Source organism: Novosphingobium arvoryzae, assembly GCF_014652615.1.
In the GTDB taxonomy this organism is placed as follows: Bacteria; Pseudomonadota; Alphaproteobacteria; order Sphingomonadales; family Sphingomonadaceae; genus Novosphingobium; species Novosphingobium arvoryzae.
The window spans coordinates 1-21,868 of sequence record NZ_BMZD01000001.1 but is presented as its reverse complement, the minus strand read 5'-3'; the positions used below and the strand labels follow the sequence as shown (position 1 = coordinate 21,868).

General features: G+C 59.6%; 17 protein-coding genes and 3 pseudogenes. 16 read left to right on the top strand and 4 right to left on the bottom strand.

Annotated elements, in window-relative coordinates:
- The 3 genes and pseudogenes from IE113_RS00100 to IE113_RS00090 all read left to right on the top strand — a co-directional run.
- Positions 1–837: pseudogene (locus tag IE113_RS00100) on the top strand (hypothetical protein); the annotation flags it as partial.
- Positions 838–841: 4 nt separating this feature from the next.
- The gene (locus IE113_RS00095) at positions 842–2,833 is read left to right on the top strand and encodes an O-methyltransferase (RefSeq protein WP_189538400.1); all 1,992 of its coding nucleotides are present in this window, start codon (positions 842–844) and stop codon (positions 2,831–2,833) included.
- A 5-nt stretch (positions 2,834–2,838) separates the two neighbouring features.
- Positions 2,839–3,816 carry a 6-hydroxymethylpterin diphosphokinase MptE-like protein gene (locus IE113_RS00090; RefSeq protein WP_189538931.1) on the top strand — a complete coding sequence of 326 codons (978 nt, stop codon included), beginning with the start codon at positions 2,839–2,841 and terminating at the stop codon, positions 3,814–3,816.
- Between the two features lie 28 nt (positions 3,817–3,844).
- On the opposite strand, the gene IE113_RS00085 is transcribed toward IE113_RS00090, so the two are convergent.
- Together IE113_RS00085 and IE113_RS00080 are read right to left on the bottom strand one after the other, a co-directional pair.
- Positions 3,845–4,738 (bottom strand): SMP-30/gluconolactonase/LRE family protein, encoded by an 894-nt coding sequence (locus tag IE113_RS00085; protein ID WP_189538399.1) that lies wholly within the window; start codon positions 4,736–4,738, stop codon positions 3,845–3,847.
- Positions 4,735–5,502: an SDR family NAD(P)-dependent oxidoreductase gene (locus tag IE113_RS00080; protein ID WP_189538398.1), complete on the bottom strand. Its 768-nt coding sequence runs from the start codon at positions 5,500–5,502 to the stop codon at positions 4,735–4,737. Before IE113_RS00080 ends, IE113_RS00085 begins: the two co-directional genes overlap by 4 nt.
- 215 nt (positions 5,503–5,717) lie before the next feature.
- Between IE113_RS00080 and IE113_RS00075 the strand changes: the two are divergent.
- The 13 genes and pseudogenes from IE113_RS00075 to IE113_RS00015 all read left to right on the top strand — a co-directional run.
- Positions 5,718–6,093: pseudogene (locus tag IE113_RS00075) on the top strand (transposase); the annotation flags it as partial.
- 104 nt (positions 6,094–6,197) lie between these two features.
- A protein-coding gene (locus IE113_RS00070; RefSeq protein ID WP_229822011.1) for an IS5 family transposase occupies positions 6,198–7,014 on the top strand; the annotation gives its coding sequence in 2 pieces (ribosomal slippage) (positions 6,198–6,362 and positions 6,364–7,014; 816 coding nt in all).
- Positions 7,015–7,079: 65 nt separating this feature from the next.
- On the top strand, positions 7,080–8,225 hold the full coding sequence (locus IE113_RS00065) for a glycosyltransferase family 2 protein (protein WP_308430020.1): 1,146 nt from the start codon (positions 7,080–7,082) through the stop codon (positions 8,223–8,225).
- Entirely contained in the window at positions 8,179–8,889 is a 711-nt protein-coding gene (locus IE113_RS00060; RefSeq protein ID WP_229822009.1) for an acylneuraminate cytidylyltransferase family protein, read from the top strand. The genes IE113_RS00065 and IE113_RS00060 overlap by 47 nt, the downstream gene beginning before the upstream one ends.
- 4 nt (positions 8,890–8,893) lie before the next feature.
- The gene (locus tag IE113_RS00055; protein WP_189538395.1) at positions 8,894–9,832 is read left to right on the top strand and encodes a phosphoglycerate dehydrogenase; all 939 of its coding nucleotides are present in this window, start codon (positions 8,894–8,896) and stop codon (positions 9,830–9,832) included.
- A gap of 97 nt (positions 9,833–9,929) precedes the next feature.
- On the top strand, positions 9,930–12,734 hold the full coding sequence (locus IE113_RS00050; protein ID WP_189538394.1) for a glycosyltransferase family protein: 2,805 nt from the start codon (positions 9,930–9,932) through the stop codon (positions 12,732–12,734).
- A 212-nt stretch (positions 12,735–12,946) separates the two neighbouring features.
- On the top strand, positions 12,947–13,468 hold the full coding sequence (locus IE113_RS16405; RefSeq protein ID WP_189538393.1) for an acyltransferase: 522 nt from the start codon (positions 12,947–12,949) through the stop codon (positions 13,466–13,468).
- 300 nt (positions 13,469–13,768) lie between these two features.
- Positions 13,769–14,194, top strand: a complete 426-nt coding sequence (locus tag IE113_RS00040) for an NAD-dependent epimerase/dehydratase family protein (protein WP_373297827.1) — start codon at positions 13,769–13,771, stop codon at positions 14,192–14,194.
- A complete protein-coding gene (locus IE113_RS00035; RefSeq protein WP_189538391.1) occupies positions 14,194–16,002 on the top strand; it encodes a hypothetical protein in 1,809 nt (602 codons plus the stop codon). The genes IE113_RS00040 and IE113_RS00035 overlap by 1 nt, the downstream gene beginning before the upstream one ends.
- Positions 16,003–16,099: 97 nt before the next feature.
- A complete protein-coding gene (gene gmd / locus IE113_RS00030; RefSeq protein ID WP_189538390.1) occupies positions 16,100–17,221 on the top strand; it encodes a GDP-mannose 4,6-dehydratase in 1,122 nt (373 codons plus the stop codon).
- Between the two features lie 4 nt (positions 17,222–17,225).
- Positions 17,226–18,197, top strand: a complete 972-nt coding sequence (fcl, locus tag IE113_RS00025) for a GDP-L-fucose synthase (RefSeq protein WP_189538389.1) — start codon at positions 17,226–17,228, stop codon at positions 18,195–18,197.
- 195 nt (positions 18,198–18,392) lie between these two features.
- Positions 18,393–19,700, top strand: a complete 1,308-nt coding sequence (locus IE113_RS00020; RefSeq protein ID WP_189538388.1) for a glycosyltransferase family 4 protein — start codon at positions 18,393–18,395, stop codon at positions 19,698–19,700.
- Positions 19,697–20,917, top strand: a complete 1,221-nt coding sequence (locus tag IE113_RS00015) for a polysaccharide biosynthesis/export family protein (protein ID WP_189538387.1) — start codon at positions 19,697–19,699, stop codon at positions 20,915–20,917. The genes IE113_RS00020 and IE113_RS00015 overlap by 4 nt, the downstream gene beginning before the upstream one ends.
- A gap of 194 nt (positions 20,918–21,111) precedes the next feature.
- Here the strand turns inward: IE113_RS00015 and IE113_RS00010 are convergent.
- Positions 21,112–21,231, bottom strand: a pseudogene (locus tag IE113_RS00010) (integrase core domain-containing protein); the annotation flags it as partial.
- A gap of 24 nt (positions 21,232–21,255) precedes the next feature.
- Positions 21,256–21,868: IS66 family transposase (locus tag IE113_RS00005; protein ID WP_229822008.1), on the bottom strand; the 613-nt coding region annotated here is incomplete at its 5' end.

The following is a 21,868-nucleotide window of genomic DNA, read 5'->3' as shown; positions in this document are numbered from 1 at the left end:
CTCGAAGCCGCGACGGCGCAGGTGGCACAGCGCGATGCAGCGCTTGCCGAGGCTCAGGCGCTGCTCAAGGCGAAAACCGCAACCATCGCCGAACGCGATGCCGCGCTGGACGAGGCCCAAGCGCTGCTGAAAGCGAAAGCTGCGTCCGTCGCCGAGCGCGATGCGGCGCTGAAGGCCCTCGAAGAGCAAAAGGCAGAACTGGAAGGATCGCTCAAGACCACAAGGGAGTCATGGGAGGCAAGGGGGCAGTCTCTTGCCAATAGAGAGACTTCGCTCAACGCGGCGCAGCAGCGTATTGCCGATCTGGAAGATGCCCTTAAGCGCGCGCAGGCCGAGTTTGCTGCCAAGCAATCCGAAATCGCCGATGCCCAGGCTGCACTGGCAAACGCAGAAAGCCGGGCAACCGCGCTGGAAAGCGCATTGGCTGAGGAGAAATCGAAGGCTGAGGCGCAGCGCAAGGCCATGACGCAATTGCGCGACGAATACTCCCTGCTCAACGAGACCCATCTTCGCGACGAATACACTAAGCGGCGGCTAGATGAGGATCTGCGCAGGGCCTTGCAATTGCAGGAAGGCCTCGACAGCGACTTGCGTGACCTGCGTGCACGCTATACGGGGCTGCTCGAAATCAAGGACAAGCAGACGCAGCTTCTGCGCAAGCTCACCCCGAAGCTGCAACTTGCATCGCGCGAACTGCAAGCCCTGTATGTCGAAAAGCCCAGCAAGCGGAAGGGCTCGGTCGGTTCGACGGCAAAGCTATTAAGCGATAAAGGATTGGCAGCCACAGAGCGTCCTGGCGGAGGCAAACGCCGCGCGGCGCGCAAGATCGGAGCGTAACGCCATGGCTGGCCCTGCTTCCCCGAGAAGCCAACTTGCCGAACTGATCGACGAGGCCTTGGCACTCCTGGCCGAGCACCAGGTCGAAGTTCCGTTCCCAAGCGGCGGTGACCGTGATTCGATGCCGAGTCTGCTTGAGGAATGCGAAGCTCTGCTCGCGAGCGAGATCGAGGAAGCGCCAGTGGTGCGCGTGCTCGTGAGTATTGGCCCGCTGGAGTCTGCCACCCGGAAATTGCTCGAACGCCAACCCAATTGCGCGTTGGTCGAGATGCCGGAGCTGCCTGCGCTGGCCGCCGAGGAAAGCCGCAACCCTGCCCTTGATGAGCAAGGCCGGCGGCGGGTGCTCGACCTTGCATTCGAAGAACTGTTGCTGCACCACCATCGGAAGGGTAACCGGCTGATACTGCTGCGCAACATGCTGGAAAGCGATCCCTATTGGAGGCCGAAGCTCGATTCGTCCGATGGCGCTCGGGATCTGCGCGGGGCAGTCCTTGTCACACATCCGTTGCGCAGCTACCTTATCGCTCGCCACAAGGGCCTACTACCGTTGGAATTGTCACCGTTGGATGCGTTTGCGGCATCGGCATCGCGCTTTTTGGCGGCGCTGGAAGGGTTTCAGCATGTCCAGCTTGAAGCTTTTGTCGACGAGCCGGGCCAGCTGCTGAGCTTTTGCAGCGAGGCCCTGTGTCTGGGTTTCCCCCACCAACCCGCAGTGTTCGGGTATACAGTTCTCGATCCGCCCCAGCGGGGGGTTCTGACCTTCCCCGATGGCTTGCCCGCAATCGAGGCGCCGCTCGATGGCCAGGGCTATTGCATCCTGTGCGCGCAGCTCGGGTATCAGGTCGATGAGTTTCCCGAATTTTCCAATACGGCGCACAACAGAGCACCCCCGTCTCTGCCGCCAGCGCTGGCGCTGCCGGCCATCCCGGACGGCTGGACCCCGGCCCACCTCGGCACGTTCATCCCGCAGATTGCCCAGCTTTTGTCTGCCGAGGGCACCGAAGGCTGCTTCGGGCTGACGGTCACCGCTCTGGTGGAGCAGATCGAACAGTGCCTCAACCAGCCGGCTCGCGTGCTCGAAGCGATCGACGAAGCTGCGCTGGCCATGCCAATGAGGGACAGAGCTCTGTTTATGATTGCCTGCGCAGCGCATTTTCAGGCGCGGGGCGACCGAATGCAGGCTGAAAATCTGCTGAAACTGTCCGGTCCGCTGACAGGGCCGAGCATACGAGGGGTTGAGCTGCTGGCAGCCGAGTTGCAAATCCGCCTTGGCAATGTCGAAGCGGCGTTGCGGGGGCTGGTGGCCGATGCGCTGTCAGGCCCGACGGCACTATCTGAGGCATCGGCGCGCAAGCTGCGCGCGGCCCTCGATCAATCCTGGGACAAGCATGTATCGGAGCACGGCCACTCTCTTCTGCTCGACCACCTGAAAAACCATTTGCCTGCTGCGGCCTCGTCAAGTCACAGGGTCATGATAGAGATCGGCACGACTCGCGAAAACGTGGCTGCTCAGGGGTCGACTGAAAAGCTGGCACTGCGGTGTAACGAACTGGGCATCCACTTCATCACGGTCGACATGGATCCACAGAACACCATCATGGCCAAGCGGATGTTCCGTCGCCATGGGTTGGACTACGAGGCGGTGACCGCCAAAGGCGAGGATTTTCTTGCGCAATGGGACGGGCTCATCGACTACTGCTTTCTCGACGCTTACGACTTCGACCATGGCAATCACTCCGAACTGCGTCAAAGCCGCTATGAAACTTTCTTGGGTAACCGCATCGATGACGAGGCATGCCACAAGATGCACTACGACTGCGCCGTCAGCCTGATCGCCAAGCTGGCCCCCGACGGGATTATCTGCTTCGACGATACATGGACGGACGACTCCGGGCGGTGGACGGCGAAGGGCACTACGGCCATGCCGCTGCTACTCGACAATGGTTTCAAATTGCTAGACGCGCGCAACCGGGCCGCGCTGCTGGCCCGCGATTGAAAGCGATGACCGCCTCGCGTCTCGCCAGCTTCCGGAACCTGCATCGCGGCGAGTCCTGCGTGCTGGTGTGCAACGGCCCCTCACTCAACGTGATGGATCTTAGCTTCCTGAAGGATCGCACCGTGATCGGACTCAACAAGATCCATCTCGGGCTCAAGCGGTTCGGTTTTCAGCCTCGCTATCTGGTGGCGGTCAATCCGCGGGTGGTGGAACAGGGCTCGGCGCAGATTGCTGCCCTGCCTGCCATCAAGTTCATCGGTGCGCGTGCGGCAGAGCATCTGGGTGAGGCAGAAGACATCTTCCACTTTCCGATCCTCTATCCCCCGGTAATGTTTTCCGAGGACCTCTGCGAGGGCGTGCGCGAAGGCGGTACGGTCACCCATGCCGCGCTACAGATCGCTCATTACATGGGCTTTGCCGAGGTGGCGATCATCGGCATGGACCACCGCTTCGTCTTTGTGGGAGCGCCGCACGAGGCACATCGGCTTGAGGGCCCAGATCCCAATCACTTCAGCCCCGAATATTTCAGCGGACAGGTCTGGGACAATCCGGATCTTGCCCGGTCCGATGACTCCTATGCCGTCGCGCGCGCGATGTTTGCGGCATCGGGGCGACGAATTGTCGATGCCACCTTGGGGGGGGGGTGCACGGTGTTTGAGAAGGTCTATTATCGGGACTATTTCGGCCTGCCTTACGGTCGCGAAGAGCGGCTTCATGATTTGCTCGTTAAGCTAAGCTTTCGGGCAGCGGGTGCGCGGAACGCCGCGGAAAGGGACAAGGCGGAAGCGAGGTCGATCACCGCCCGCGCAAAAGCCATCAAGGCGGCAGAAAGCCGCGTGACCCGGCTCGTGGGCAAGTTCGCCGAGGACCCAGCGCGGGACAAGGCCCCTCGTAAGACCGCGCCAGGTCGGAGTCGAGGCCAGGGCCGGGGATCGCGCAAGGCCACCGCCGCTGCCAAGACCTCCGTCCGGGTGCGCGGCTGACCGCGTGCGAGGGCCGCTACCCTCGGAGTCACGCGATCACGCGGTGTTCCGCCTGTCCGCGGACGCCGTATGCGGCAAGATCGACTGCAAAGGTCATCCCGGCCTGCGGTGCCGCCGCCAGCGCGGCTGCATCCATCCCCTCTCGTGCGGTCGTGACGAACAGGGTTGCGAGTTCAGGCCCGCCGAAGGCCGGGCAACTTGCATGAGGTACAGGTGTGGACACAGACCCAACCAGGCGCCCCGCAGGATCATAGGCGGCCACCCGCCCGGCACCCCATTGCGCCAGCCACAGCCGCCCGGCACCGTCGATCACCGCGCCATCCGGGTTCAGCCCTTCGGCACGTAGATCGAGCCACGGCTCGGGCGCGCCGGTGGGCCAGCCCTCAGGGTCAAGCCGCTGGCGATGGACGATCCGGGTCACCGTATCGGTGAAGCAGACCAGGTCGCCCGTTGGGCCAAAGCAGATCGCGTTGGGGATGGTGACGCTCTCGACCACGCGGCGCATTACGCCGCGATACCAGCGCAAGATTGCTCCGGCGTGCCTCTCTGCCGCAAGACCCATAGTGCCGATCCAGAAACCGCCCTGCGGATCGGCCCGTCCGTCATTAGGTCGCAGCTGCCCGCCCGCGCAATCAAGTGTTGCAAGACATGTGCTCCGTCCGGTGCCGAGGTCGAAGCGCATCAAGGCACCCGAGCCAGCCACCAGCAAGGTATCGGTATCGATCCATCCGGCCGCTGATACCGGCCCGTCGAATTGCCACAGGTGCGGCCCGTTGGCATCGCGGGTGTGCATTTGCCCTGCGACGATATCGAACCAGAAGAGCTGCTGGCGCAGCGGGTGCCAGAACGCACCTTCGCCAAGCGTGCAGGCCCGGTCATCGTAAAGCTGCGCTGCTGGCAGGGACGACAGCATCCCGCTCATCCGGTCACCACCACCCCGCCGTCGATCACCAGCACCTGACCGGTCATCATCCTGCTCGCATTCGAGGCGAGGAACAGCGCGCCGCCGCATATGTCCTCCTGCGAGAGATGTTCCTTTAGACATTGCTTGGCCAGATGCGCCTCGAGATCTTCGGGCGAGGCCCAGAGGCGGCGCTGACGCTCGGTCAGGACCCAGCCCGGAGCAAGGGCATTTACCCGGATACGGTCCGGTCCGAATTCGCGGGCAAGCGCACGTGTCATTCCGGTGATCCCTGCATTGGCTGTGACATAAGCGGGATATCCCGCATTGCCCATAATGTAGGAAATGGAAGAGAAATTGATGATCGAGCCGCCGCCCGCCGCGCGCATCGGCCCGACCACCGCCTGAATGGCGAAGAAGTAGGCCGTCAGGTTCACCGCCATGCTGGCATTCCATCCGGCCTCGTCCAGTTCCTCGGTGCGGTGGCGCTGGTCGTTGGCGGCGTTGTTGATCAGCACCCCTACCGGACCATGGGCCTCGGCGGCAGCGGATATGGCAGCCTGCAGGGCGGACCTGTCTGTGATGTCGCACGGGAGGAACAGCGGTCGCACACCATGGCGCTGCTCGACCGAGTCACAGAAAGCATTCGCGTCGGAGCGTTGCACGAACGCCACTCGTGATCCTTGAGAGATAAACGCTTCGGTCAGCGCCGCGCCGATTCCTGATCCTCCGCCGGTAATGAAGACCGAGCGGCCGGCAAGATCGGCATGGCGAACATCAATCATCACAACTCATCCATATTTGACAGATTTCAGCGTGGCATATCCGGCTGCCGATTAGCAAGGTCAAGATGGGCAGGTATGTCGAGAGGTCAGGGAACCCTCCCGGATTTTGACCCATATCGGCGTGAAGTAACGATCTGGAACATCGACACCTGAGGTGGTGCCGGTTTTCTGGACAGGATGCTAAGCTAATCCCGACCTGATGGATTGGCACGGGAATGAAGACGACGAGAAAGCGCTACGGCGCGGATTTCAAGGCCAAGGTGGCGCTGGAGGCGATCCGGGGTGACCTGACGCTGGCGGAGCTGGCAGTCAAGCATGGCGTGCACCACACGATGATCGCGTCCTGGAAGCGGCAAGCCATCGATGGGATGGCAGGCACCTTTTCCGGGGCGGGCGATGTTGCCAGGGCTGCCAGCGAGAGCGAGGTGGAAAAGCTGCACGCCAAGATCGGGCAACTGGTGGTGGAGCGAGATTTTTAGCGAAAGCCTTCGGTCGATGAGCGTGGACCGGAGGCGGGCGATGGTCGAACCTGCTCACCAACGCCTGTCGATCTTGGCTCAGTGCCGCCTGCTGCGGATCAGCCGCTCATCTCAGTGTCTGATCCGAAACTAAGTTGAGTGGTATCAGCGGTTTAGCTTGACGCCGCGCCTGATCGTTGATTCTGGGGTTTTGCAACAAACTTCCGGAGTTCGACGATGTGGACCGACACCACTCGCGCGCATCATGCCCGCGCGGGCCTGGCTTTGCCAAGCGATTTAACCGATGCGGAGTGGGCCGTTCTGGAGCCGTTCTTCCCGCCGCCGTCGCATGTCGGCCGCCCGCGCAAATGGCCGATGCGGCGGACTGTCGAGGCGATCCTCTTTCTTGCTGCGCGGCGGTCTGCCGTGGCGGATGCTGCCGCCCTGCTTCCCGCCGGTCTCGACGGTGCGGCGCTGGTTCTACCTGTGGCGCGACAACGGCTTGTGGCAGACGCTGAACCATTGCTTGCTGATGGCCGCACGCGAGGCGAACGGTCGCGAGGCCAGCCCAAGCGCCGGGGTGATCGACAGCCAGAGCATCAAAACCACGGAAAGCGGCGGCCCTCGCGGCTATGACGCGGGCAAGGAGGTCAAGGGACGCAAGCGGCATATCCTCACCGATACCGAGGGCAATCTGGTTCATGCCGTAGTCCACACCGCCGACATCCAGGATCGCGACGGCGCGCCGCTGGTGCTGCGCGACATCGTCAAACGCTTCCCCTGGCTGCGGCATCTCTTCGCCGATGGCGGATATGCCGGGGACAAACTCAGGCAAGCGCTGCGCCAGTTCGGCAAGTGGACCGTCGAGATCGTCAAACGATCCGATGCCGCCAAGGGCTTTGTGGTCCTGCCGCGCCGCTGGGTCGTTGAGCGCACTCTTGCATGGCTCAACCGCCGCCTCGCCAAGGACTTCGAGCAGACCATCGCATCGGCAACCGCCTGGCTCTTCCTCGCTTCCGTCCAACTCCTCACCAGACGCATCGCAAAATCATGAAATCAATCAGGATAATTTTGAATCAGACACTGATGATCAAGCAGGCGGCATGAACGACAATCGGGATGAGCTTAACTCAGCCGCCAAACTGTCCAAGAAGGCGAGGCCACCTCAACCCTTGCATTTATGCTCGAGTCTCGGCATCAGAGCCGTGTACATGCCTCGGCATCAGAGCCGTGTACATGCCGGGAACTGCTCTGTTCATAGCCGTTCAATGCACGACACACGCATACGACGTTTTTTGGTTTTTGCGGAGTTGGCTTTTGCTCGCAAGTGTTATCATCAGGACTTTAAACGAGGCTGAACACCTCGATGATTTGCTGGGCATGATCGCGCAGCAGCAAACCTCTGGGGTCGAGGTCGAAACTGTGCTGATTGACTCGGGCTCGACCGACGGAACGCTCGAAATTGCCGACCGTCATGGCTGCCGGATCACGTCAATCAACAAAGCCGAGTTTTCCTTCGGCCGCTCGCTCAATCGCGGTTGCGCCTTCTCGACCGGTGACATTCTGGTTTTCATCTCAGGCCATTGCGTGCCAGTGGATGCGCACTGGTTGCAATCGTTGTGCCGGCCGCTGATCGACGGGGTAGCAAGCTACAGCTACGGGCGGCAGATCGGCGATGACGACAGCAATTACAGCGAACGGCGGATCTTCGCCAAGTACTTCCCCGCCAGATCTGCCATCCCGCAAGAGGGGTTTTTCTGCAACAACGCCAATTCCGCCCTGCTTCGCAGCGTCTGGGAGGAACACCCGTTCGACGAGGCACTCACCGGCCTGGAAGATATGGAACTGGCCAAGCGGTTGGTGATGCGCGGCCAAAAGATCGCCTATGTCGCCGAAGCGCCGGTCTTCCACCACCATCAGGAAAACTGGGCTCAGGTCCGCCGCCGGTTTGAACGCGAGGCGCTGGCGCTGCAATCGATCATGCCCGAAGTACACCTGTCGCGGCTGGACGTGCTTCGTTATGTGTTGACCAGCGTGATCGGCGATTGGCAGGCCGCCGCGCGCTACCGGGTGCGCTCGACCTCGGGGATGGACATGCTGCGCTATCGCTGGAACCAGTATATCGGCTCCTACAAGGGCAACCACGAACACCGGCAGCTGTCACAGCGCGCCAAGGAACACTTCTTCTATCCACAAGTCGAGGAAAAGGCTGAACAAGATGACTGGCTCGGACCGCTGCGTCGCACTTCTCCCCATGAAAGCTAACAGCCAGCGGGTGAAGGGGAAGAATTTCCGGCCGCTCCACGGCAAGCCCCTCTTCCGCTGGATTCTCGACACCCTGCTTTCGGTCGAGGAAATCGACGAGGTGATCATCAACACCGATGCTCGGCATGTGCTGGCGGAAAACGGGCTAGTCGATGGCGGACGGGTGACGATTCGAGACCGCAAGCCGGAAATCTGCGGCGACACTGTGTCTATGAACCTGGTGCTGGCCGACGATATCGCAGCGGTTCCGGCGACCACCTATCTGATGACCCACACCACCAACCCGATGCTCTCGGCCGAAACCATCCGTAACGCGCTGGCGCGCTATCGCGAAAGCGTGGCTGCCGGCGAGGCGGACTCGCTGTTCACCGTGAACCACATCCAGACCCGCTTCTACCACGGCGATGCCAGCCCGGTAAATCATGATCCCGACAATCTCATCCAGACGCAGGATCTGGAGCCTTGGTTCGAGGAGAATTCGAACCTCTATATCTTCTCGCGGGACAGTTTTGCCGCCACGAATGCCCGGATCGGGCGCAAGCCGCTGCTGCATGTGATGGATAAGGTCGAAGCGCTCGACATCGACACACCCCAGGACTGGGCGCTTGTCGAAGCTGTAGCCGGAATGCGCATGCGCGAAGTCACCGAAACCGAGGCGGCTTGATCCGATGAAAGATGTCCTCGTCACCTGCCCGCCGATGCTTGGCCAGATCGGGTTGTTCATGGATTTTGCCGCCGAGCGCGGCCTTAAGCTGCACCCGGCCCAAGTCACTCAGACGCTGTCGGAAGAAGAGCTGCAGGCCTTGCTGCCGGGCTATGACGGCTGGATCATCGGAGATGATCCAGCGTCGCGCGCAGTGTTCGCCGCCGGGCAGGCGGGTCGTCTCAAGGCGGCGGTCAAATGGGGCATCGGCGTCGACAATGTCGACTTCGCGGCCTGCAAGGAGCTGGGCATTCCGATCATCAACACGCCGCAGATGTTCGGTGCGGAAGTGGCCGATGTGGCGACCGGGTTCGTGATCGGCCTGGCGCGCGAACTCTTCCTGATCGATCGCGGCGTGCGCGCGGGAGGATGGCCGAAGCCGGCCGGGATCAGTCTCGGCGGCCGCACCGCCGGGGTGATCGGGTTGGGCGATATCGGTCGGAACGTGGTCACTCGGATGCAGGCGCTGGGGATGCGGGTGATCGGCTATGATCCGGGCGTCGATGGCGATGCGGGGATTGCCGGACTGGAACGCTCGGCTTGGCCCGAGAGAGTCGGCGAATGCGATTTCCTGATCTTCACCTGTGCACTCAATGCACGAAACCGCCACATGCTCGATGCCGCAGTGCTGGAGCAGTGCATGGCGGGGGTGCGCATCGTCAATGTCGCGCGCGGTCCCCTGATCGACGAGGCGGCGCTCATTGCCGCGTTGCAATCGGGCCATGTGCATTCCGCCGGACTCGATGTGTTCGAAATCGAGCCGCTCCCCGCGCACAGCCCCTTGCGCGGCATGGAGCGCTGCATCTTCGGTTCGCACAACGGCTCGAACACGGTCGATGCGGTGATCCGCGCAAGCCGCAAGGCGATAGATTGCATGGCGGAATATCTAAACTCGCCACGTTGAGGCAGCGCGTTCACTTACCATGAAGTAGGTCGTGCTGAACTACAGCATTATTTCCTGAGAGCTCGCCTCTTAACACTAATGTTCCGGTGACATACTTATGAAGATAGTTGCACTTGATCCAAACCTCAACTCGTTCGGCCACCATGTCCACTTCAATACTCACCTGGTTCAGCTCTTTGATCAGCCAGGTATCGATTTTACGTATTTTGACGTAGACTGTCTTATTGCCTCAGCTTACCAACAACATTCAAGTAATGTGCAATTCATTCAACTTCAGTCCGATCATTTCGGTGCGGAAAGTGCGCAGCCCATCAATGTGGAAATTTTCGCAAATTGCCAAAAAGACATCGAACGCTATAAAGCTCTTTGGCAGTCTATTTCTGCATTAGACCCGGACATCGTAATTTGTGCATCTGAAGGAAATTATCGATCAAACATTTTCGGATCAATACCAAGTTCCCTCTCAGATCGCGTTTTCGTAGTTGCCCACCCAGTATGGTCATTAATTAACCAAATTGATGATCGAGGGGAGATGTCATCAATATTGCGCACGAAAATCGCGGGCTTCTTGGTATTGGAGCCGTATCTGGTCGACAAATTTCTGCTTCGAAACATTAAGGCATTTTGGTTCCCACACCGTAGCTTTCGACCCGAAGAAATAATTGCAGGTATCACTGCTCCGAGTGCCTCATCTCACCTGCGTATCGGAACGATCGGCGTCATCAATGAACGCCGCAATCATGACTTTATACTTGATACACTTAATGAGCTTGAAGGAATCAATTTTACATATTTTCTCTCCGGCCAACTGATGGACTCTGTCCGGCGAACCGTCGAATTAGCAGTGAGTAGATTTGTTGAAAATGATTATAAAAAAATCGTAACAGATTTTTCCTACTTAAGTGAGGAAAAGTTTCAAGAAGCATTGAGTGGCATCGACCTGGCCATTCTTGCATATGACACTCAGAGAAATTTCCAGGCTTCTGGGGCTGTTTACTCATTTATTGCTGCGAATGTGCCTGTTTTGGCCCCGGATACAGACATTTTTCGGTATTATGCGAATTTATACCCGAACCATATCTTTTTATATGAGGAGCTAAATGCAACTTCACTCCGTGAAGCGATAACGAGATTTTTTGGGCGCCGTTCAGAGATCCATGAAGCTTTGAGCGTGGCAAGACATCAGGCATTAGGCCTGAATAATCTCGCGACGCACCAACTCTATATCCGGACCTTATTGCATTCGATTTGCGCGGAGCGAGCTGGCAAGGCCTCGCCGCAGCTTATGCAGGCGGCGAGAGAGATGCTTTCTTCCGGAAACTTGCCGTGCGCAGAGGCCCTGCTGCTCGCCGCATCGGACCTTGAGCGCGACAAGGCTTCACCTTTGGCGGCACTGGTTGCGTTGCGCGGCCAAGTTGGCGATTATCATGGTGCAAGCAATGTTCGAACCTTGCATTTGAAGCAAGATATAGATGCCTGTAAAGGAGCAACCATAAGGCTGACTGATCCGAAAGTAGGTGAGGTTTTCGTATGGCCGCCGTTCGATAATTCTGCGGAGTTTGAGGATTTTTGGTCACGATTTGTGTGGCATTTCGCTCCTCTTGCCGACTATATTTCGCAAGTTCATATCTTCTATACGAAAGACCGGATCGGGAACAACAAGCTAAGCAGTTTGCTTTGCAAGCCAGCACACAGTGCGCGAAGCTGGTTCAGTGGCAAACTGCTCAAACATCCAGCATCGACGTTTAACGATATTCCGAAAGGCGACACTCTTATGAGTGTTGTTTGGCGTTACAAGAATGCCCAGGAGCGAGCAAGACCATTTCCTGAATGCTCGTCGAGCGCTAAGCTCTATTCGAAGCCCATCTGGCGAGTTGACGAAGAGCGGGAGAGGTTTGCAACATCTCATTTCTTGAAGGCTGGGTCAGAGTCAATCGAACTCGCCGACTTCCGCAAGCAATCGCACGAATCTTTTGTCCGTCTTGCTCAGAACTTTCGGCGTAATCATGTGGCGGTATTTGGTACAGGGCCGAGTCTATCTGAGGCCTTCAAGCATGACTTTGCCGATGTCGACACCATCGCGGCAAATAGCATGGTTAAAAATATCGCCCTTCTTGATCATCTCAAGCCCAAAGCTATTACTTGCGCAGACCCAATTTTTCACGCAGGCGCTTCAGTATATGCAGAAGAATTCCGCGTTCATCTGCGGTATGCTCTGAATAGGTACAAGTGCAGTCTAATAGTGCCGGAGAGAGATCGTCACATATACCAGCATTACTTCAAAGACGATGGTATAGATCTCATTTCAGTGCCCCTTCAGAAAGTTAGCCAGCCGAATTTTGACATGTGTAACGATTTTTATGTTGCCTCTACAGGCAATATTCTGACTCTGTTTTTGCTTCAGATTGCCTTCACGTTTGCGGACAGAGTTGATATTTATGGCTGCGATGGGCGGCCGCTGAATGAGAATAACTATTTCTGGAAGCACGATAAAACTGCCCAACTCAACGAGCGTATGGACGACATCCAGAGGGCCCATCCTGGATTTTTTCGCATCAGCTATGACGACTACTATGAAGAACACTGTGGCACGCTAGACAGTTTCCTGAAGGGCGCGGAGGAGCTTGGAAAGATTGCAGTGAGCAAAACATTCTCGCACATTCCGGCACTGGTAGAGCGGGCCCTTCCGGCGGAGGACGAGGCCGGCATCGGGGGGGCGTCGCTGAGCTCTCTATCAGCGCTTCAATATTCGAATGATCTTCTCCTACATCGAGAAGCTTTCATCGCGAGAATGAATTCCGATGAAGGCTTGAGAGAAGCAGTGGAGCAAGCAAGTGATCGTCAATCGCCTCTAAGCGAGCACCTTCGCGCCGTCCTTCGCTGGGTACAGACAGCGAGATAATTCGGATTGCAGGGGAGATTCAGTTTGCTAGCTCTGATCCCATATGCAGGGAAGCAGGGGTTGTCGTCATCGGGAATAGGTTATAGGCGCATTCTGCGTTCCGCTTGAGCGGAAATCCGGCTAGCCACCTTTCAACAGTGATGGATGCGTCTTCATCCTAGGTTCTGTCGATTTGAGCCCATTTTCCGCATCTACTAGTTGGAGAAGAAGATATGAATGTCGAAGGAAATGCATCCGGCTTGAATGCGAGTATCCATGAAAGTACCTCGACCAAGAATCTCCGTGTCATAGTGCGTGGAAGTGGTAACCGTCTTATCATCGGTGAAGATTGTCGGATCCCTGCCGCTCACATCTTTTTGGCTGATGGGGCTCAGCTACAGATAGGATCGAACTTTACCTGCACCGGTCGATTCATAACCCATCAGCACGAAGGGTCAGAGGTCTTTATCGGTGACAATTGCCTTTTCTCGCAAGAGGTCGTTTTTCGGCCTTCTGACGCACACAAAATTATCGACATAGAGACTGGGAAGCGCTTGAATTTTCCGGAACCGATAAGGATCGATAATAATGTTTGGGTCGGTCAAAATGCTATGTTTCTCAAGGGAAGTGCAATCGGGCCGGGTTCAATCGTCGCGGCGGGGGCTGTAGTCACGAAGGCCTTCAGGACCCCGAACGCATTAATCGCAGGCGTACCAGCGAAGATTGTTCGCAGAAAGGTTCGCTGGGAAGCGTGAGGGTTTGCAGTTGGCTTCACTTCTGTGGTCCAGATGTCGCTAGAGCGTGTCACATCCATCCAAGAATAAGGGGCGTCGATTTTGTGTTTTCCAGTAACGACTAAATGCGAAACTAAGGCGTCAAGCCCAGTCGGCTTTCTGATGTCTTCGTTTGGGGTTCACAAGGAGGAGCGACGCTGCTTCTGAGAAGCTAATATTCTGGCGGCTGCAATGCTCTTCACGCAAGCGTGGGTAACTTTGCTTGGTTGGGTGTGAGGGTCGCTCGGGCAGTGCATATTTGCTGCATGAAGATGGCTCGAAATGCGAATGGCATTGATGGGCGGAGCAGTATATATTGGGAGACACCCCTCAGTGGCGCTCGCCGCGCGTGGATACGAGGTGGCCTGCATTGAAAATCTGTGCATCAGAGGTGGGGAGGTGATGAAGCGGCGCGCAACCATCACCGGGAAGCCAATTCCGTCGGAAGTTGGCGATGCTCACGATACGGCTGCGTTGCAGCAGGACGCCGGCCAACACGGCATCGAGGCCGTGATCCAATTCGCCGGGCTTAAGGCGGTTGGCGAGGCTGGTGCCGAACCTGTGACCCATGTCGATGTCGCCGCGTGCTGCCCTAGGGCTATGAAGGCGGGGGCAGAAATGGAACGGGAGGACAGGGACGAGCTCGACGACATGGTTGCCTCCCGCTGGCTCTTCGAAGAGATGCCGACTGGTAGCGAAGCTGCGTAATGCTCTCGGTCCTGATCTATGGTCGCAATGATGCCTATGGCGGCACCGCGCAGCGGCGCAGTGCGCTCAGCATCAATGCGCTTGCCGATGTCTTGGCCGAAGACGACGAGATCATCTTCGTCGATTACAATACCGAAGATCACAAGCTGACCTTTCCCGAAGCAATCGCCGATACGCTGACGGTTCGGGCACAGGGACTCGTCAAGGTGGTGCGGGTGCGGCCTCGCCATCATGCGCAACTGACCTCGGCGGGCGCGGCGCCGGTGGTTGAATCGATCGCCCGCAATATCGGCCTGCGGCACACCAACGCGGCCAACCGCTGGATCCTGTCGACCAATCCCGATGTCGTGCTGATGCCCCCCGTCGAAGGGCTTCGCGCGCTGCTCGCAGGGCTGGAGGACGGCTACTACGCTGCCCCCCGTTTCGAGCTGCCGAGGATGTTGTGGCAACGTCTGCCGCGGCATGATCCGGCGGCGGTTCATGCAGCGATCGATCGCTTTGCCGCGCCGCTGCACCTCGACGAGGAAGTGCGCCACTATCTGCCGGAACTGGGATTTGATGCGCCGGGCGATTTCCAACTGGTGCTTCGGCGCGATCTGATGGCCATGGGCGGCTTCGACGAGGCGATGCAGCAGGCCTGGCATGTCGATGCAAACCTGATGGCCCGATTGGCGCTCACATACGGCGCGCCCGGCTCGTTGGCGGGGCGGCTGAGGGTCTATCATTGCGAGCATACCGCCGATACGGTAGCCAAGCATTCGGCCGGGCGGCGTGAGGACAGTTTCGAGGACTTCGTCACCAATCTCGCAGGTCCGATCGCCAATGCCGGACGGCCATGGGGCGGCGAAGGAATCGTGTTCGAGATCTTCCCGCTGGCCTCGACCGAACACCCTGATACGGCGGAAGCAGTGGCTGCGGTGATAGGCGGGCCGTCGAGGGGACCTTACCTGGCGGTCTATGGCCCGGAGAGCTTCGATCAGGTCCCCCGCCACGAAGCCCGCAACCTGACCTTCGTGATGGATCGCCTGTTTCCGCTTTCCCGCTCGGCCCGGTTGATTTGGATCGGCGGTGCGGGCGAGCTGCGGGCGCGGGTCGAACAGACGCTGGCGCGCCTCGGTTTCGTGCACCCCCTCCTCGACGCTGCCGATCCCGGTGCAATGGCGGCGGCCGATCTCGTGCTGCTCGACAATGCCCCGGCTGATGCCGCACAAGATGAGGTCGCCGTGTTCGAGCAGCAGATCGAGGCACTGTTGCAAGCCGAAGCAGAGCGGCTGGAGAGGGCCGCGCAACCGCGTCAGGTCATCGCCATCAACGCCATTCACAGTCGGCTCGAGACGTTCCTCATCGAGTGGTTCGACGTCGTTCTCAGCCCCTTCACGACCCGGCTGCGCCCCGCTCTGCTGCGGCATCCAGAGGCCCGGATCGGATCATGGCTGGGGGACCTTTCCGTTGGCGACGCAGGCGCGCGCGCGCAGGACGGGGAAGCCATCGCAATCCGGCGCGGCGTGTGCGGGCACGTGTTCTACGGGCCATACCGTAGGCTGCTTACAGGAAAATACGGCGCTAGGGTTGAGTGGGTCTTTGAGAGTGGGGCGGACGGGCGGCTGGTGCTTGAAGTGGTTCAGGGGGAGACGTTCCTCGCGCAGATCGATTGCGTGCTGGCTCCGGACACACCGACCGGGTGCGAGCTCGAATTCGTCGTCCCGCAGACCGGTCGGCCGATCGGGGCAGAGCCGGTGCAGATCAGATTGTGGACTGATGGTCAGGGTGCAGGAACTGTAACCGGCGTCACGGTGAGCCGGCGATGAAATAGGCCATCAGGGCGCGGTCGCCGGGCAGTGCGAGAGATGTGATAAATGATTTAACTGAAGTTGCAGACCAGCTTCAAAGCGTTATGGAGCCTAAATGACAAAGAAGGCATTGATCACAGGCATCACTGGACAGGACGGGTCCTACCTTGCCGAGTTTCTGCTGGAGAAGGGATACGAAGTCCACGGCATCAAGCGCCGGGCTTCGCAGTTCAACACCCAGCGGATCGACCACATCTATGAAGACCCGCACGTGCGCCACCCGCGCCTGCGGCTGCATTACGGCGACCTGACCGACAGTTCCAACCTGACCCGGATCATCGCCGAGATCGAGCCTGACGAGATCTACAATCTCGGTGCGCAATCGCATGTGGCGGTGAGTTTCGAATCGCCCGAATACACCGCCGACGTCGATGCCATGGGGGCGCTGCGCCTGCTGGAGGCGATCCGCTTTCTCGGGCTGGCGGAAAAGACGCGTTATTATCAGGCCTCGACCTCGGAGCTTTACGGTCTGGTGCAGCAGATCCCGCAAACCGAAACCACGCCGTTCCACCCGCGCAGCCCCTATGCTGTCGCCAAGCTCTATGCCTACTGGATTAGCGTCAACTATCGCGAGGCATACGGGATGTACGCCTGCAACGGGATCCTGTTCAATCACGAAAGCCCGCGGCGGGGCGAGACCTTCGTGACCCGCAAGATCACGCGCGGCCTTGCCAATATCGCGCAGGGGCTGGAAAGCTGCCTCTACATGGGCAACATCGACAGTCTGCGCGACTGGGGTCATGCTAAGGATTACGTTCGGATGCAGTGGATGATGCTGCAGCGGGACGAGCCCGATGATTATGTGATCGCCACCGGCGTGCAGTACTCGGTGCGGGAATTCATCACATGGTCCGCGCGCGAACTGGGTGTAGCCGTGGAATTTTCCGGCGAAGGCGTGGAGGAAGTTGCCACTGTCACCGAAGTTACCGGCGATCTGGCTCCGGCGATCAAGCCGGGCGACGTGATCATGCGCATCGACCCGCGCTATTTCCGCCCGGCCGAAGTCGAAACTCTCCTGGGCGATCCGGCCAAGGCGAAGACCAAGCTTGGCTGGGTGCCAGAGATCACCGCGCAGGAGATGTGCGCCGAGATGGTCGCGGAAGACTTGAAGTCCGCGCGGCGTTACGCCTTGCTGCGGAACAGCGGCCTCGACCTCCCGGTCACGCTGGAGGACTAAGGGCATGAAGCGAATATTCATTGCCGGCCACCGCGGCATGGTCGGGCAGACGATCTTGCGCAAGCTCGAGGCCCGCCGCGCTGCGGGCGAGGCGATCGAGATCCTCACGCGCGATCGCGCTGCTCTCGACCTGACTGATCAGGCCGCCGTCCGCCGTTTCATGCAGGACGAGGCGCCGGATGCGGTCATTCTGGCGGCGGCCAAGGTTGGCGGAATACACGCCAACAACACCTATCCGGCAGAGTTCATCTACGAAAACCTGATGATCGAATGCAACATCATACATCAGGCTTTCGCTGCGGGGGTGCAGCAGTTGCTGTTCCTCGGCTCGTCCTGCATCTACCCGCGGGAAGTGGCTCAGCCGATGCGGGAAACCGCGCTGCTGACCGGCACGCTCGAACCCACCAATGAGCCTTATGCCATCGCCAAGATTGCCGGGATCAAACTGTGCGAAAGCTACAATCGGCAGCACGGCACCGATTACCGGTCCGTCATGCCGACCAACCTCTATGGCCCAGGCGACAATTTCCATCCCGACAATTCACATGTTCTGCCAGCGCTGATCCGGCGGTTCCACGAGGCGGCGCAGGACGAAAGCCCGGCGGTGACCTTGTGGGGGACAGGCACGCCGCGGCGCGAATTCCTGCATGTTGACGATATGGCCGAGGCGAGCCTCTTCGTCATGGACTTGCCGCGCGATATCTATGACGCCAACACCAGCCCCATGCTCAGTCACATCAACGTCGGCACCGGCGTGGATATCTCGATCATGGAGCTGGCGCGGCTGATCGCCGCCGAAGTCGGCTTTGGAGGCGCGATCGGAACCGACCCGGCCAAACCCGATGGAACGATGCGCAAACTGCTGGATGTTTCGCGACTGTCTAACATGGGCTGGGCTAGTCGCGTTTCGCTTCGCGAAGGGATACGTCAGACTTATAAGTGGTTTTTAGAAAATCAGCGCGACTTGAGAAATTGATTAGGCAAAGGCAAGATCTGGGCTGGCATGAACGTAAAGTTTTGAATAATATGTGTGCAGCGACTTGCCTTTTAAAAATCACTTGCGTAACATAAATCGGCTCGCAGGTCTCCCAAATGAACATAACACAAAAGGCGTGCTATGAGTTCGATCCTGATAGACGCTTATAATATTTCCCGACCTAATGGGACGGGTGTGGCCACCTATGGCCGCAACCTCGCGCGCGCGGCGGGGGATTTGGGGCATAATATTGCCCTGCTGTTCGGCAACCGAGTAGGCCATGCCAAGCAGGCGCTTCTGAATGAAATCGCGCTGGTTGAGGGGAGCGAGGCCTTTGTCGGCAAACGGAAGCTCGCTGGCCTGCCCGGACAGGTGCTGAAAGCCGCCGCTGGCATCCTGTCGGCGCGGCAGGCGCGGGAAATTGCGCTAACGGGTGAGGTGATCCTGCCGCCGACACTTAGCATGCCGGGCGCGTGCTACTGGAACGCGCCGCAGCTTTACCGCCTGGCCCATGGCGGCTTCCGGGTGACCGGGCGGCTGACCAAGGTGGCGGTGCCGCAGGTCGATATCGCCCACTGGACCTATCCCCTGCCGGTCAGGATGGCGGGGGCGGCGAATATCTATACGCTGCACGATCTGGTGCCGCTACGCCTGCCGTACACCACCGCTGATAGCAAGAAGACCTACCTAGCCCTGTGCCGCCGGATTGTGCGTGAGGCCGACCATATCCTGACCGTGTCCGAACATTCCCGCGCCGATATCATGCGCATTCTGGGGGTGGAGGGATCGCGCATCACCAACCTCTATCAATCGACCGACATTGCCAGCCAGATCGCCGGGGTGCCGAAAGATCAGATCGCCTACGAAGTCGAAGGGCTGCTGGGCGCGCCGATGCGCGGCTATTACCTGTTCTTCGGCGCGCTTGAACCCAAGAAGAACCTCGCCCGCTTGCTCGAAGCTTATCTTGCAAGCGGGTCTAAACACCCGCTGGTGATCATCGGCGCGCCCGGCTGGGGGAGCGAGCGGGACGTCAAGCTGCTCAAGCAACTTGCCGAGCTAGACCGTCATGATCGCATCAAATGGCTCGGCTACCTCCCGCGCCAAACTCTGGCGACAGTGATTGCCGGCGCACGAGCTGTGGTGTTCCCGTCGCTCTATGAAGGCTTCGGTCTCCCGGTGCTGGAAGCGATGGCGCTCGGCACGCCGGTGATCACCAGCGATACCTCATCCTTGCCCGAAGTCGCGGGCGATGCGGCGCTGCTAGTCAATCCGCTCGATGTGCGCAGCATTGCCCGCGCGATCCGCAGCCTGAATGATGATGATGGCGCAATAGAAGACCTGTCGCAGCGCGGGCTGGTGCAGGCGGATCGTTTCACTGCAGCCGCTTATCGCGCCCGGCTGGCCGGATTCTATACCCGCCTGACCGGCGCCGCAGCGCCGCCCCCGATCACGCACACCCTTGCCGAGCCCCCTGCCCCATCCGAAAGTGACAAAGCCACATGACTCGCCCCCCTTCGCCATTTGGCCCCGCGCCGCTCATTGTGGTTGCCGCCGCGCTGGCGGCCTTGCTGGCAGGCTGCACCTCGCTGGGCGCAGCCGGGCCATCGGCTGGGCAGGTCAAACGGATCGAAGGGCAGGATTATGCCGGGAAGAAGATCGCGCTGATCGATCTCGACCCGCAAACCCGTCAGCGTGTTGGCGCCTTTGAACAGTCACGGAGTCTGGCCGAACGACTGGGCGAAGGCGATGTCGGGCCGTGGCTGATAGGTCCGGGCGACACGCTCGACATCTCGCTGTGGGAGGCACCGCCGGCAGTGCTGTTCGGAGGCGGCGGAGTGGTTCCTGGGCTTGATGCCGGAGCGCAAAACCGCGCCGTGGTTCAGCAGATGGTCGATGCTGCGGGTACTATCACAGTGCCCTTTGCCGGATCGATCGTCGTAGGCGGGCTCACCCCTGCCGAGGTTGAGCGTGTGATAGTCGCCCGGCTTGAGGGCCGTGCCAATGATCCTCAGGCAAGCGTCCGCCTGGCATTCAACGATTCGCGCAATGTAACTGTGCTGGGGGAAGTCACCGCCAGCCGCCGCGTGCCGCTTGGTCCGCGCGGGGAACGCCTGCTAGATATTATCGCCAGCGCCGGGGGGACGCGCGCACCTGTGCACCAGGCCACCGTGCAGGTCAGCCGCAGCGGCTCCTCGGCGACGATGCCGCTAGAGGCGATAATTGCCGATCCGGCGCAGAACATCCGGATGCGCCCCGGGGACGTGGTGGCAGTGCTGCATCAGCCTTTCAGCTTCATTGCGCTGGGCGCAGTTGCGCGCAGCGCCGATATCCCTTTTGAAGGGCGCGGCATCTCGTTAGCGCAGGCGCTGGCGCGTGTCGGCGGCCTGCGCGACAATCAGGCCAGCATTCGCGGTGTATTCATATTCCGGCTCGAAGATCCGGCGGCGCTATTGCCTGAAATGCGGGGTGACGCCCCGGCTACGGAAAATGGGCGCGTGCCGGTGGTCTATCGGCTGGACCTATCTGACGCCCGCGGTTTCTTCGTGGCGCAAGATTTCAGGATCCGCGATCAAGACGTGATCTATGTCGCTACCGCGCCAGGAGCTGAACTCCGCGAGTTCCTTGCTACGGTAACGAGCCTTGCTTTCTCGGCGATCACGATAGGCAACGCTGTCGGGTCGAACCCCAACGGCAACACTTCCGGCAGCAACCCCAAATAAGGAGTGCTGCCTGCGCCTATTGACAGAGGCGAGGATGCGTGTGCAGCATCACCGACAGAGGGTCTGCCGAGCTTGTCGGCTAGAAATCACCTGACGGAGCGGCGTCCGTTCCCTGAGGTGGCCTCGCCTTCTTGGACAGTTTGGCGGCTGAGTTAAGCTAATCCCGATTGTCGTTCATGCCGCCTGCTTGATCATCAGATCCGCCGATAGGCCTCGACTGGGGTTCGCCCGGCCAGGCCCGAGTGCGGACGCTGGGTGTTGTAATAGGTGATCCACCGGCCAAGGCCAGTCCGCAGGAACCGTGGACTTGTAACGGTTTTGCGCCGTAAGCGGTGTTTTCAGGCCACGGCTGTCCAAGGCATGAGCTTGCCCACGGCGTTTGCGGGATGACCGTTGGCCAACCTAGCCAGTGTATCGGTCAGCCATGTGTGCGGGTTGATGCAGGATAGCTTGCAGTTTTCGATGAGCGTAGCGATCACCGCCCAGTTGTCGCCGCCTTCATCGGAACCGGCGAACAGGGCATTCTTCCGGTTCAGCGCCAGCGGTCGGATCGAGCGTTCGACGGTGTTGCTGTCGAGATCGACGCGACCATCGTCGAGGAAGCGTGACAGGCCATCCCAGCGGGTGAGCGCATAGCGGATCGCTTCGCCGAGCTTGCTCTTGGCGCTGACCTGGCGGTTCCGGGCATCGAGATATTGGCGGAGATCGTCGACGATGCTGCGGCTGCGGTCGTGGCGTACAGCCCGGCGTTGCTCCGCGGATAATCCTCGCACCTCATCCTCGATGGCATAGAGCAAGGCGACGCGACGCAGCACTTCGGTAGCGACCGGCGATGTATCGGCCAGTTCATAGAACTGGACACCTCGAAGAACCGGCTGTTTTTGGCTTGACGGCGGCGCGAGGGGTCTGATGGCGGCTTTTGAGACGTGAGGGTTGGCCTTTTCGGCCCGG